The sequence below is a fragment of the Bacillus sp. FSL K6-6540 genome, from assembly GCF_038007545.1.
This window is the reverse complement of record NZ_JBBOXH010000001.1, coordinates 7,041,374-7,054,311: the sequence shown is the minus strand read 5'-3', so window position 1 is coordinate 7,054,311 and position 12,938 is coordinate 7,041,374. Positions and strand designations below refer to the sequence as shown.

The 12,938-nt window shown below is 50.6% G+C and carries 13 protein-coding genes; 7 read left to right on the top strand and 6 right to left on the bottom strand.

The window, feature by feature from the left end; translation table 11 throughout:
- Positions 1-47: 47 nt before the first annotated feature.
- A complete protein-coding gene (locus MHH82_RS31805) occupies positions 48-1,037 on the top strand; it encodes an aminoglycoside phosphotransferase family protein (protein ID WP_340969535.1) in 990 nt (329 codons plus the stop codon).
- Between the two features lie 49 nt (positions 1,038-1,086).
- Here the strand turns inward: MHH82_RS31805 and MHH82_RS31800 are convergent, their stop codons facing one another.
- Both MHH82_RS31800 and MHH82_RS31795 read right to left on the bottom strand, forming a co-directional pair.
- Positions 1,087-1,935, bottom strand: a complete 849-nt coding sequence (locus MHH82_RS31800) for an SDR family NAD(P)-dependent oxidoreductase (protein ID WP_340969532.1) — start codon at positions 1,933-1,935, stop codon at positions 1,087-1,089.
- Positions 1,936-1,946: 11 nt separating this feature from the next.
- Positions 1,947-2,348, bottom strand: a complete 402-nt coding sequence (locus MHH82_RS31795) for a MerR family transcriptional regulator (protein WP_015738023.1) — start codon at positions 2,346-2,348, stop codon at positions 1,947-1,949.
- A 117-nt stretch (positions 2,349-2,465) separates the two neighbouring features.
- Here MHH82_RS31795 and MHH82_RS31790 point away from each other — a divergent pair, with 117 nt between their 5' ends.
- On the top strand, positions 2,466-2,996 hold the full coding sequence (locus MHH82_RS31790; protein ID WP_340969527.1) for a DinB family protein: 531 nt from the start codon (positions 2,466-2,468) through the stop codon (positions 2,994-2,996).
- Between the two features lie 193 nt (positions 2,997-3,189).
- On the opposite strand, the gene MHH82_RS31785 is transcribed toward MHH82_RS31790, so the two are convergent.
- From MHH82_RS31785 to MHH82_RS31775, 3 genes are read right to left on the bottom strand one after another with little or no spacing between them, the layout of a single operon-like run.
- Complete coding sequence (locus tag MHH82_RS31785) at positions 3,190-4,353, bottom strand: glycoside hydrolase family 18 protein (RefSeq protein WP_015738021.1); 1,164 nt, start codon at positions 4,351-4,353, stop codon at positions 3,190-3,192.
- A gap of 6 nt (positions 4,354-4,359) precedes the next feature.
- Positions 4,360-5,451 (bottom strand): acyltransferase, encoded by a 1,092-nt coding sequence (locus MHH82_RS31780; RefSeq protein WP_340969524.1) that lies wholly within the window; start codon positions 5,449-5,451, stop codon positions 4,360-4,362.
- 29 nt (positions 5,452-5,480) lie between these two features.
- Positions 5,481-6,833, bottom strand: coding sequence for a glycosyltransferase family 2 protein (locus MHH82_RS31775; RefSeq protein WP_340969522.1), 1,353 nt, complete (start codon positions 6,831-6,833; stop codon positions 5,481-5,483).
- Between the two features lie 479 nt (positions 6,834-7,312).
- Between MHH82_RS31775 and MHH82_RS31770 the strand changes: the two genes are divergently transcribed.
- Both MHH82_RS31770 and MHH82_RS31765 read left to right on the top strand, forming a co-directional pair.
- Entirely contained in the window at positions 7,313-8,128 is an 816-nt protein-coding gene (locus tag MHH82_RS31770; protein ID WP_340969520.1) for an alpha/beta fold hydrolase, read from the top strand.
- A 35-nt stretch (positions 8,129-8,163) separates the two neighbouring features.
- The gene (locus tag MHH82_RS31765) at positions 8,164-9,159 is read left to right on the top strand and encodes a sensor domain-containing diguanylate cyclase (protein WP_036659472.1); all 996 of its coding nucleotides are present in this window, start codon (positions 8,164-8,166) and stop codon (positions 9,157-9,159) included.
- Between the two features lie 118 nt (positions 9,160-9,277).
- On the opposite strand, the gene MHH82_RS31760 is transcribed toward MHH82_RS31765, so the two are convergent.
- Positions 9,278-10,192, bottom strand: a complete 915-nt coding sequence (locus MHH82_RS31760) for a phosphatidate cytidylyltransferase (protein ID WP_036659471.1) — start codon at positions 10,190-10,192, stop codon at positions 9,278-9,280.
- 107 nt (positions 10,193-10,299) lie between these two features.
- Here MHH82_RS31760 and MHH82_RS31755 point away from each other — a divergent pair, with 107 nt between their 5' ends.
- From MHH82_RS31755 to MHH82_RS31745, 3 genes are all read left to right on the top strand, one after another.
- Complete coding sequence (locus MHH82_RS31755; protein ID WP_015738016.1) at positions 10,300-10,836, top strand: hypothetical protein; 537 nt, start codon at positions 10,300-10,302, stop codon at positions 10,834-10,836.
- A 338-nt stretch (positions 10,837-11,174) separates the two neighbouring features.
- Positions 11,175-11,924 carry a class I SAM-dependent methyltransferase gene (locus MHH82_RS31750; RefSeq protein WP_015738014.1) on the top strand — a complete coding sequence of 250 codons (750 nt, stop codon included), beginning with the start codon at positions 11,175-11,177 and terminating at the stop codon, positions 11,922-11,924.
- Positions 11,925-11,947: 23 nt separating this feature from the next.
- On the top strand, positions 11,948-12,895 hold the full coding sequence (locus MHH82_RS31745; RefSeq protein ID WP_340969514.1) for a helix-turn-helix transcriptional regulator: 948 nt from the start codon (positions 11,948-11,950) through the stop codon (positions 12,893-12,895).
- Positions 12,896-12,938: the final 43 nt, after the last annotated feature.

Sequence of the window (12,938 nt, the reverse complement as noted above, 5' to 3'; positions counted from 1 at the left end):
CATAGAGTGGGGGAGCCGGCAAAAACAATGGAACGGAGCGTGGTTTCATGAGTTGGACTTGTCACCTCGATGAAACAGATGTACAGGAGTATGTCGGGAAGGTTTTGGGTACCGGATATACTGTGGCGGATGTAACGAAGATGCATGGCGGAGCGCAAAAGGTGGTCTATAAAATTCACTGTCGCAATGGATTTGCCTGCGTGCTGTATGTGTGGGATTTGACGAAGAATTATTTTCAAGAAGAAATAGCGAACGAGAGTGTGCATGAACGATCCTTTGGCGGCCATTCGTTCGAAACCAATAACAGATGGTTAAGGAATCATGGTATTTCTACGCCTACTCTATATGATCTTCACACGGGACAGGACCGTTACCCGTTTGACTATGCTCTTGTTGAATGTATTGAAGGACAGAAGGCAGAAGCTTACTTTCAGGACCCGGATCAACGGGTCCGGGATGAGGTCCTGGAGCGGATAGGCAGCATGATCGAACGCATGCATGCAAACCACAGACAGAGTTACGGAAAGCCCGATCAAAGCGGGAATCAACCGGAGCGATGCCACCTTGTACAGCTGGAAAATGCCAAGGAACAGCTGTCCTACATCGTCCTGCATAACGAGAGTATCCGGAAGAATCACGACAGGCTGCTCGCTGTGTTGGATGAACTGGAATCCAGGATAGATTCACGCAAGCGATATGGCTTTATCCACGGCGAGTTGGGACCCGACCATGTCCTGGTCACAGACCGTTTAGAGCCCTATCTCATTGATATTGAAGGTGCGCAATTCTTCGACATCGAGCATGAGCATACATTTCTGGAGCTGCGATTCGGGAAGCATTATCGGTATTTCCAACAAAACGAACTTGATCCGAATCGGATGCTATTTTACCGTCTGCATCACTATATCTCATTAACCTCGGGCGGCTTGAAGCTTCTTCACCGTGGATTTCCGGATCAGGTCTTTGCTTCGAATTTGGCTGATTATCATGCGCGCAACACCCTACGATTCATGGAGGAATGGCAGCTCGATAACTAGCCCTCAAGAGATAGGCTGAAAACATCACGAACTCTCCGCTGCATAGGTTCTAAGATTTGACTGCAAACTCCTGCTTATAGATTAGCTCGATCGTGCTAAGCAGCTCTGCACCTTGGCTTGAGAATTTCAAAGGCGTTGCTTTGCCCTTGTTGAGAAAGACTCCCGTCGATTGTCGGGAGCGGCCTAGCGCTGCTTCATACAGGCGTGAGGCTCCTTCACTGGGATGGGAGAAGAACAGGTTGCGGATCGGAATCATAAATTTTGGCATCCCGGCGTTTTTGGTCATGGTTGTTTTATTCCCTCCCGGACAGACACTTCGGATCGTAATGCCATCTGCCTGCATGGAAGGGGCGATCTCCTGAGTCCACAACGATAAGGCTAATTTGCTCCTCGCATAAGGCCCAATCAGCTTCTTGAACCCGACAGGGGACGCCAAGGTACGGTGATCGAACTGTTTGAGATACAACAACGCATTCGAAGACGTATTGATTACCGTCTTGAAGCTGCCCTTCCCAAGAAGCTCTTTCAGTTCCATTAAGATGATATACGGGACCACGGAGTTTACTTCAAAATGCATCTCCCGCCCTTGTTGGGAAAAGGATAATTCGCCGAAGGAGACGCCTGCGTTATTGAACAGCAAGTCAATATGACCCTCGTATTTCTTGATCTGATCCAGCGAGGCTTGGAGATCCGTGAAATCCGACAAATCAGCCTTGTACGTTCTGAGCTGCCGCAATCGCAGTGCATCTTGAATCCGTGCATCGTCCGTTGGAAAGGCAGAACGGATCAAAGCGAGGACTTGCCAGCCTTCGGATAACAATCGCTTGGTTAGCTCCAAGCCAATGCCGGAGCTTGCGCCCGTGATCAAGGCGACGTTATTCATTCTTTTCTCTGTCATGTGTAAATCTCCTATACTTCGGATTCTTTGCTGGCCGCCTTGTCGGGATTAAGCAGGGACTGATTTTGGTTCAACTTGTCATCGATGAACCGCAGAATGCGCTGCAGGTCCGAAATCTGACCGGTAATTTTTTGACGGTAATTCTGGAGCATGGCATTCAGCTCCGGAACGGATTGAATATTTTCCTTAAAGGGAAGATGCACATAGGCTTTCATATCCTCCAGCGACATTCCTGTCTTCTTCAGGCATGTGATCAACTCCATAATTTCGGCATCCTCTATGTGATAGACACGATGGCCGTTATCCTTTCTTTTGGGAGAGGGGAGGAGCCCGATTTTTTCGTAATAGCGAATGGCATCCTCGGTCAATCCGGTTCGTTCAGACACTTGTTTGATGGAGAATGTTTCTCCCATAGGATCACCTCTTTTCTGCAGCTCGTAACGGGTTGCAACGTTATCGTACAACTTGGTGTTCACACCAAGTCAATATCTATTTTTTATACGGGATGAAGGGAAAGGAGCTGAGGGAGCATGAATTTTGACATCAAGGAAGCCGTTGAGATTCTGGAGCGAACGCCTATCACCTTGGAGCACATGTTATCCGGTTTATCGGAAGGATGGCTTAAGAGCCATGAAGGGGAAGGCACCTGGAATGCCATGGAGGTGATCGAGCATCTTATGGAAGCTGAGCGGACCAACTGGATACCGCGGCTGGAGTTTATGCTGCAGGAAGGGGAGGGTAAGCCGTTCCCACCCTTTGACCGTTACGCCCACTTGAACGAGGCAACTGAGCAATCCATCGATCAAAAGCTGCAGGCGTTCAAGGCTATCCGTGCTCAAAATCTGGCTAAACTGAAGGTTCTGATGGATTCGGCGCCTGATTTCGAACGGACGGGTCTGCACCCGGCATTCGGCGTGGTGAAATTAAGAGAACTGCTGTCGACGTGGGTGGTTCACGATTTAACGCATACGTCTCAAATCGTGCGGGTCTTGGCCGAGCGTTACCGGCATGACGTGGGCCCATGGATCGAGTATTTGGGAATTCTGAACAGGCGAGAATGATGTCAATCGGCAGGCCCTACCCTCAATACGGCCGCGGGTAAGCACCGCGGGAGTCTTGCCTACATATAAAAAGCCGATGATCCGCATACGACTGCGAGGATCACCGGCTTTTTTCACGTATAGAGTTGGTTGCTACCAGACCTACGCTCTTCTCAAGACGGGGGTGCAGCTCCGCTTAAGGCAGTCACCGATGTTACCGTTTGGCGTCTTGCTGACGCTCGTTCAAATGCTCACTCAAGTAGTTCACGATGCCATCCTCTGCATCCTGCGAATACTGCCAGACCATCGCGCCCGCGAGATTCTTGCTTTGGATGTAGCTCACCTTCTCCTTCAAGGCCTCCTGATCCTCGTAACTGATGAAGGTATGGCCGTCATAGAGGTAGGCAGCCTTGGCTTTGTTGTCATAGTAGCGCTTGAAGCCATTTTTGTTCAGGTACGCTTTCTCGATCTGCTTATAATGGAGATTTACCTTGTCGATGTCGATGGGCGTTCCGGGAGCAAAGAGGCCGTTCTTGGCCCCCTTGTTTTCCTTCACGTTCTTCCAGCCGTACGAGTAGGCAGGGATGCCGAGCAGCAGCTTCCTGCTGTCGATGTCGTGGTCCAGGTACATGGAGATGATGCCGTCAATGGAGTGTTTGGATTTCCCCTGGCTGTCCGCGTACAGATTGGAGTTAAAGCCCGTGGTATCCGACCACTTGCCTGTCAGGTCGTAGGTCATGACGTTGATGAAATCCACGTATTTCTCCACTTTTTTGACCTCGACGTTCTGGAAGTACCAGTCCTGCGTTCCGGAAGCGAAGGTCAGCAGATACTTCTTGTTCTTGTGAGGCAGCCTGTACAGCTTCTCCCGCAGCTCCTTCATCAGACTGGTAAAATTCTTCGTATCCTCCGGCCGTGCCTTCTGCGTGTTCCAGGCATGGAACGCCGGATACTCCCAGTCGATATCCACGCCGTCCAGGTCCAGCTCCTTGACCAGGTTGATGATGCTCTCGGTGAAGAGGTACCGGTTTCCGTCCAGCGAAGCGTCGGAGAAGCCGTCTGCTCCGTAGCCGCCTACGGCCAGCACCATTTGGGTCTTCGGATTCGCCGCCTTCAACTGCTTGATGTTTTCTTTGATCTGGTTGTTGGTCGTGCTGTCTTCATGGAAGTAGAGCTCCGTTCCCTTGATCTTCGCAAAAGCGATAAACGCAATGTCCACGCCTTTCTCCGATAGCTTGATGTTTCGGTAATCCTGCCAGGCCTCCACGTAGACCGCCGTAATTTTCCGTTCCTCCGCCGCGGAGATCTGATAGAAGTAAAGACCCATGCCTGCAAGCAGCACCACAATGAATATTTTCGTATATATCGTTATTCGCATCGTCCTTTAACCCCGCCCGCCGAATAGAATGTAGGTTGCCGTTTTGCTTAGGTTTAACACCTTGACGGTGATATAGCTGATGGCGAAGATAATGGTGATATTCACAATCAGACTAAGGGAGGCTTCCAGGAACGTGGCCTCGATTTCGGTTCGGCCGGATAGCATCATTTCAACCAGCAGGTGAATCAGGTAGATGCTGAAGCTGGCCCGGGAGAGCGAGCTGATCAATTTCTGGACTTTATGATTCACTTTATCGCTGATTTGGGCTTCCTTCTCCTTGAAGAAGATAAACAACCCGACAGCCATCAAGAACGTGGTGATCGAGTAATTGCCATAGAACATCTCATCCAGCACGCCGCTGCGCAGCGAGACGAAGTAGGTGGCAACCGGCGTGATAAAAAACGAGACGATGCCCAGGTTGTACAGGATGTTTTTGGCTTTAAGCGTCAGCTCGAAATGGAAGAGATAGTACCCCAGAATGAAATAGCCCAGGAATCCCATGAAGAACGGGATGTTCATGATCGGAATGTTGATGTATTGATCGGTTGCGCGGAAGACGGCATCCGAGATGAAACGATAGGCGATGCTGACGATAAACCAGAGCAGCAGATAATACCGCAGATCCTTCTCGCTGCACGATTGGATGAATTTGCTGATCAGCGGCACCGTCATATAGATGGCAATAATGGCGTACAGGAACCAGAGATGGACGTAATTTCGGTCGGTCAGCAGCCGGTAGCCGAAGTCGATAACGAACTCGTACGCACTCAGCTTGCTTCGCATCAGATAGTATTGATTGTACAAGCCGTAGATGAGCGACCAGGTCAGGAGGGGGATGAGCAGCGGGACGACGCGCTTCGTATAGAACTCACGGTAGGAGGTAATCTTCGTCCGCAGAATCATCGCTCCGCTGATCATGAAGAAAACCGGGACGGCGAACCGGGAAATGGAATTGAATCCGTTGCTGATCCACCATGAGGAGGAGTGGAAATCATTCGTGCTGGTCAGCACCTCCGCCGTGTAGTGCAGGATAATGACGGCTACGATAGATAGAATTCTTAGAATATCGACAAAGACGATTCGTTTATTGGGAACCATGCGGTTTCGGCAGTCTCCTTCACTATAATTTAGTTCGATCCAGCGGCAATGTTCTGGCTGATGGCGGCCACGCCTTTGCGCTCCACGAATCCCCAGCCCTCATCATTGTCAAAATATTTGAACGTGCCCGCAATGTTGATGTACAGCAGCAAATTCCGGTAGGTTAGCAGCTCCGCTTGGCTGAACAGGAACATCCTCACATAATCGCTAAACGCATAGGTGCTGCCATATTTACGGCATAAGTACAGGGAGATGATAATTTGCGCGGCATTCAGCACCACGCTCATCAGCAAAAAGATAATGGCATGCCACAGGTTCCCACCCACAACCAGCGTCTGCCCCAGATAAAATATCGTGGTAAACGCCGAGAGCGTCCCCAGCATAAATCCGTCAATCGCAAAGAACAGGCTCACGCTGACGCTGAACTTCCGGGACAGCCTGGACCAATAGATCAGGATGCAGTCAATGAAGGCCTTTTGCCAGCGAATGCGCTGTTTATAGAAGTTCTGAAGATTCTCCGGACATTCGGTGTAACATACCGCTTCGGGGGCGTAGACGAGTTTTTTCTTCAGCCGATGGGCCTTGATGTATTCATGGATTTTCAGGGTAATGTCGATATCCTCGCCCACCGTGCTGCGGAAGCCGTCGACATGAACGAGGACGTTTTTATAGAAGGCGCCAAAGGCGCCTGAAATCACCACGATCGAATTAAAATACGATTGCGTGAGTTTGCGGACGTAGAAGCCGTGCGTATAATTGATGATCTGGCTTTTGATGAGCCCTTTTCCGCGAAACTTTTCGACGAGGGCACCGTTCTTGTCCCGCACGGCGCCCTGCACGATTTTGACCGTACCGCCAAGCGCAATGATATCGTCATCGTGAAAATATTGATTCACATACTTGAGCGAGTCGGCTTCCGGCATGCTGTCCGCATCCAGGGTGATGACGATGTCGGAGACGGCATAATCGATACCCGCATTCAGCGAGTCGGCTTTCCCGCCATTCATCTTATCGATAACGTAAATATGGCGGTATCGATTGGAACGATAGAATCCTTTTATTGGCTTATAGTTCAGCTTGCTGTCGGCCGTCCTGGCACTCGGCTCCAAATCCAAGAGCTCGTCTAGGGCGGATAAGGTTCCGTCCTTGGAGCCGTCGTTGATGATCATGATCTCATAGTTGCTGTAGCGCAAGCCCGCCATGGCATCGATGCAATTCCGGATCGTCAGTTCTTCGTTGTAAGCGGGGACGAGCACCGTGATTGATTTTTCGGCGAGTTCGGAATTCAGTTTTTTCACCTTGCTGCATAGCAGCGGTATGAACGTATAGAGGGCCTGAAACACGAGAAACACGCCGGCTAATCCATAAAAAAAGTACTGCAAACTCCTCACTCCTCTCTTTCTCTGTCTTTTTGTGATGAAGACCAGTATGATGCGCCGTGGGCCTGCTCTATGGGGTGCGGATAAGGCGAGCGCTTTTTCTGTCCGTTCGATGTCAAGGGGTAAAATCGGGCATAGAGGGATAAAATCATACATTTATAACCTCTAATACCATATAAATACAAATGACATCCTATGTAATAAACTATCTCAATCGTCCTACAAATGTAAAACCGCTTCATGGATCAAGAAAACGAATACATAGATGCTTTTCGGGAACAGTCTCTGCATAGGTTCGTCTTTCTATATTTTAGGCGGCTAAAGCGATTAAGCATCTATGCACATGCAGTCCCGTTCAACATTTCGTCTAACGTCGGTACAACTCGTCTTAAATCGACAAACATTCGGCAAAATGACTTGATATTTACATACGGTCCCTTAGAATGGAGAGAAAGAAGGAAGAGCATAGAGGAGTTTATGTCATGAATGAGGTTATTGCACGGAATCACGTGAAGGTGCGGGGGACAGGGGAGCGTACGCTCATGCTGGCGCATGGCTTCGGCTGCGACCAGAGCATGTGGAAATATATTCTGCCTGCCTTCGAACCGTTTTATCGTATCGTGCTGTTCGATTACGTAGGCTCGGGTGGTTCCGATTTATCGGGGTATACATCGGAGAGGTACGGCAGCCTTCGCGGTTATGTGCAGGATGTGCTGGACATTGTGGAGGCGCTCGAGCTTCGGGACGTGATTTTTATAGGCCATTCGGTCAGCTCCATGATCGGGATGCTGGCATCGATCGAACGTCCGGAGTATTTCGCTCAATTGATCATGATCGGGCCGTCTCCGCGATATCTGAATGATGAGGGGTACGTCGGAGGATTTGATAAAAGCGATGTGACGGAGCTGCTGGATATGATGGAGATGAATTTTGCCGGATGGGCAAGCTTCCTGGCGCCGATCGCGATGAAGAACCCGGAGATGCCGAAGCTGACCCAAGAGCTGGAGCGCAGCTTTATTTCGGCGGATCCGGCGATTACGAGGGAGTTCGCCGAGGTGACCTTTTTCTCGGACTGCCGGCAGGCGTTATCCCAAGCCACGGTTCCCTCGCTGATCCTGCAATGCTCGGATGACAGCATCGTCCCTATTGCCGCAGGCGAGTATTTGCACAGTCATCTGGATAACAGCACGTTCCGCTTGATGGAGGCGAAGGGGCATTATCCGCATATCAGCCATCCCGAGGAGACGATTGCGTTGATAAATGACTATCTGAAATCTGAAGCGGCGTATACGGGCTAGCGGGAATGTACTTGGAAAGGATCGATCGATAAGCAATGGATGAACGATTGAACTATGCGCCATGCGGCTATGTCTCCATCACCCACGAAGGCATGGTGGCGGAGGTGAACCAGACCTTTCTCGACATGATGGGGTATCGGCTGGAAGACGTGGTGCAGAAGCATTTTGAAGCTATGATGTCGACGGCGAACAAGCTTATATTCCACTCTTACTTCTATCCGCATATCAATCTGGACGGGCATGTGGAGGAGCTGTTTATCCGGCTCAAGAACAGCCGGGGGGAATCGGTGCCGTTTATATTGAATGGACGCAAATTTGAGCGTGAGGGCCAGGAACGGCTGGACTGCGTATTGGTGCAGATGGGGAAACGCATCGATTATGAAATGGAGCTTCGGATGGCCAACAAGCAGATTGAAGAGGCTTATTGGGAAAAAGACCAGGCATTGGCCGAGCTGCAGCAGATCCATGCCGAGATTGAACGGAAGCAGACGGAGCTCATGGAGATTAACGCGGTTCTGTTGGAGCTGTCGAATACCGACAAGCTGACCGGACTGAAGAACCGAAGATTCTTTCAGGAGAGGCTGGAAGAGCAGCTGATGCAGTATAACCATAACCGGATTCCGCTCTCGTTGTTCATCATCGACATTGATCATTTTAAGCGCGTGAACGATACTTGGGGACATGGGTATGGGGATGAGGTTCTGTTTGATGTAGCAACCATTCTGAAGACCCACGCCCTCGAAGGAGAGACGGTGGCCCGGTATGGCGGAGAGGAGTTTGTCATGATCCTGCCGGAAACGGAGGCGGAGAAGGCAAAGGCCGGCGCGGAGCGGTTACGGCGGGCAGTCCAGGATTTCAGCTGGAAAACGGGCAGCATGACGATCAGTATCGGCATCATCACGGCCAATCCGGACGACAATGAAGCGACGCTCCTGCAGAAAGCGGACGAAGCCCTCTATGCCTCCAAGCAAAACGGACGAAACCAGGTTACCCATTATGACGATTTGAGGCTTCGGGGATATTCGCATTAATACATTCTTTATCCATGAAAAAGCCATAACCAAGTTGAGCCTAAGCTCGCATGGTTATGGCTTATAGAGGTTCAGGCCTCTAAGCCTAGTTAACCTATTTTTTGTGTGAAAGTCGAAACTACATAAAATCGTAAAAGTAACGGATGAAATGAAAAAAGATCGGCGAGGTATAGGTCAGGCTATCCACGCGGCTCAGGTAGCTTTTCTTTAAAGCATCGAAACGTCCGTCATCCCCGATTAATAAATCGCGCTTCAGCACGGAAACCGTCAAGCTGCCGAAAAAGCCGGCGAGGCTGATCAGCATGCCGGATAAGAGCCCAAAGGTCGGGCTAAGCGGCGTCAGATAGGGATAGATAAGATAGGAGCATCCGCTGGTGACGAGAAACGCGCACGCAAAGCCTTCCCAGGTCAGATTCGGGTTCGATGTCGGGACGATTCGTCGTTTGCCAAAATAGAGGGAAGCTATAGTGTGCACCACATCGTTCAACTGCGTTAAGACGACGAGAAACAGCACGAGCCCTGCTCCATACTGGGGCGTGGCAAATTGAAAATAAGCCAGGTGGCTGAGACCGAATACCATGAGCATGAGTCCCCACTGGGTCGAGCTGACGCTGCGCATAAATCCGACGGTGCCTTTGTTGATTAACCGCGGAAGCGGCAGCACCAGGAATACATAGATTGGAATGAATACGATGAACATCCCGTACCATTCGATATAGATCCAGTAGAATTGGACGGGGATCGTTAGATAAGCCCACAGAAATAAACGGCGGTCGGCCTTCCGGGTTTTGATCATCGAGAAATATTCTTTGAGCGTAAAGAAGGTCAGCACCATAAGGGATAGCAGGGATACGACGGGATTCAAAAGGGTCGCCAAACAGAAGATGACGAGCATGCCCCACCAGGTTTTGATGCGGAATCCTACTTCGGTATAGTCGATATTCGGCTGCGTCTTACTCATCACGTAATACAGGAGCTGGATGACCGATAAGACGGAGAATATAAGGATCAAGGTTAAAAGCGAGCTTTCCATATGCCTGTCATCACCAACTTGTCACGGGGTACGATTCTTGTTCTACTAAAAGAATCATATGTTATTATGAAGGAATAATTCAATACGGATAAGGGGAAATTTCGTAAATGGTAGACGATCAATCGGTCTTTATATTGCTTACCAATACCGGAACGCTCTTTACGAAAGTCATTCAGGGCTATACGAGAGCGCCTTATAATCATGCTTCGATCTCCTTTAACCGGGAGCTGTCGGAGTTATATAGTTTTGGGAGGAAGAATCCGAACAACCCCCTGAACGGCGGGTTTGTAAAGGAAGATTTGAAGACGGGAACGTTCAGCAAGTACCCCAACACGACCTGCGTGATCTATGAGCTGCAGGTATCCGAACGCGACATCGCGAAGATGAAGCGGGTCCTGCAGGCTTTTATTCGAAAGGATAAAAAGTATTTCTATAACATATTGGGTGTCCTGGGCATCGCCCTGAAGGAACCGATCGAATTCAGCAATTCCTATTTCTGTTCGCAATTCGTGGCCGAGATTCTGCAGCGTTCCGGAGTAAGGTTATGGGATAAGCTGCCTGCCTTGGTGACGCCGGACGATTTTCGCCAAAGCGAGCGCCTGCAGTTGATATATGAAGGGAGGCTGAGCGAGTATGAGCCTTGAACTTCACAAGGCATTGCCGGATTCCGGCGGACATGGCCAAGCTGTACGGGGGACGGTTGCCAAGACATTCAGCTTCATGCGGTAGCAGCGTCAGCTTGTTCCATCCGAATGACCACGAGCTAAGGAAAAGCCCGCTTAGTCTGCATCCAGATGAGGCTGGGCTTTTTGCAGTTCGTGGATATGAAGGTCGGGGGCCCCTCCCAGCAGCAAGTACTGGAGATTAAACAGCATTTGCTATAAAATGGAGTTATAAAAAATGAAATACAGTTTCATCTAATGAAACGATAGACCGTCGGTGTCAGGATTCGCTTATATCTTGGATGGGAGCGTGGTTTAGGATGAACAGCAAGGAACGGTTTTCGAATCGCGTGGATTCGTACACGAAGTATCGCCCGAGTTATCCGCAGGAGGTCATGGATTATCTGTATGGCACGGTGGGACTGGATGGCGAGATCGCCGATATTGGCGCAGGGACGGGGATATTCACGAAGCTGCTGCTGAAACGGGGGAGTCATGTGACCGCCGTGGAGCCCAATCAGGCGATGCGGGAAGCCGCCGAGTCGGACCTTGGCAGCGAGCCCGGCTTCCGCATGGTTTCCGGTTCGGCCGAAATGACGGGGTTGCCCGATCAATCGGTGGATCATATCGTGAGCGCCCAGGCTTTTCACTGGTTTGACCGTCATGCGGCCCAGGCGGAGTTTCGGCGGATTCTGAGGCCGGGCGGGAAGGTTGCCCTGATATGGAATTCCAGGCTCACGGAGGGAACGCCGTTCTTGGAGGCATATGAGCAGTTGCTCCTTACCTATGGCACCGACTATAAAGAAGTGGACCAGAAGAATATTGGGCATGAAACGCTGGCGGCCTTTTTCCGGTCAGGAGATATGAAGGAGGCGAAATTCTTCAATCGGCAGACATTCGATTATAATGGACTATGCGGCCGTCTTCACTCGTCATCTTATGCTCCCCTGCCCGGGCATCCGAACTACGAGCCGATGATGAAGGAGCTTCAAACCATCTATGAACGGAATGAGCAGGATGGCTGCGTGTTTTTTGACTACGAGACGAAGGTGTACTGGGGAGAGGTTTAAGTCCTTTCGGAGGTAAACATAGAATGAACAAGACCGATCGATTACTGGCCATCCTGCTTGAGCTGCAGCAGCGCAAGGTTATGCGGGCCGAAGATTTGGCATCCCTATTCGAAACGAGCGTCCGGACCATCTACCGGGATATTCAGGCTCTTAGCGAAGCAGGCGTACCCGTGATCGGAGCCCCCGGGCAAGGATACTCGTTAATGGAGGGGTACTTTCTGCCTCCCATCATGTTCACGGCAGAGGAAGCCGTGGCGCTGCTCATAGGAACGGATTTCGTCGAGCAGCGCTTTGACGCAGACTATGGCGAGAAGGCTAGGGCCTCCCGCAAGAAGATAGAGTCCATTCTGCCGGACCGTGTCCGCGCAGACGCTGCCCGGGTTCGAAAGACCATGCGGCTCCTTGCTCCCGGCAGCAAGGCAGCTTTAGGAGAAGAGAGGGATTATCTGGAATTGGTTCGTAGGGCCATACTTGAGGAACGGAAGCTAGAATTCCATTACGTGAAGAACATGCCGGATTCCAAAGGCAACCGAAAGAGCTTTCGCTCGGCGGCCCCTTATGGCCTGGCCTTTCTTCAAGGCTCATGGACATTGATTGCCTGGTGCGACCTCCGGCAAGGCATTCGCCATTTTCGGTTGTCCCGCATGAAGGATCTGACGATCCTTGAGGAGCGCTTTGAGATGCCGCCGGATTTTCATTTGGAGAATTATCGGCCACCGGATGACCGCAATCTGCTGGTTCGGATTCTGGCAATTCATGACATCGCGGATCGAGTGAAGGAAGCCGGCAACTATTATATCGAGACTTTAGAGGAATGCGAGGAAGGATTGCTTGTGAGCTTTCGCGTCCGCCGTCCGGAGGAGATCCTGCATTGGGTTCTCGGCTGGGGATCGGATGTCGTTGTGCTTGAGCCGCAATCCTTCCGTGACCGAATCCGCGACGAAGCGGAGAAGATGTTTAAACGCTACTGACATGACGTTGTCAGTAGCGTTTTTGTATATTCGGTACAAAAGA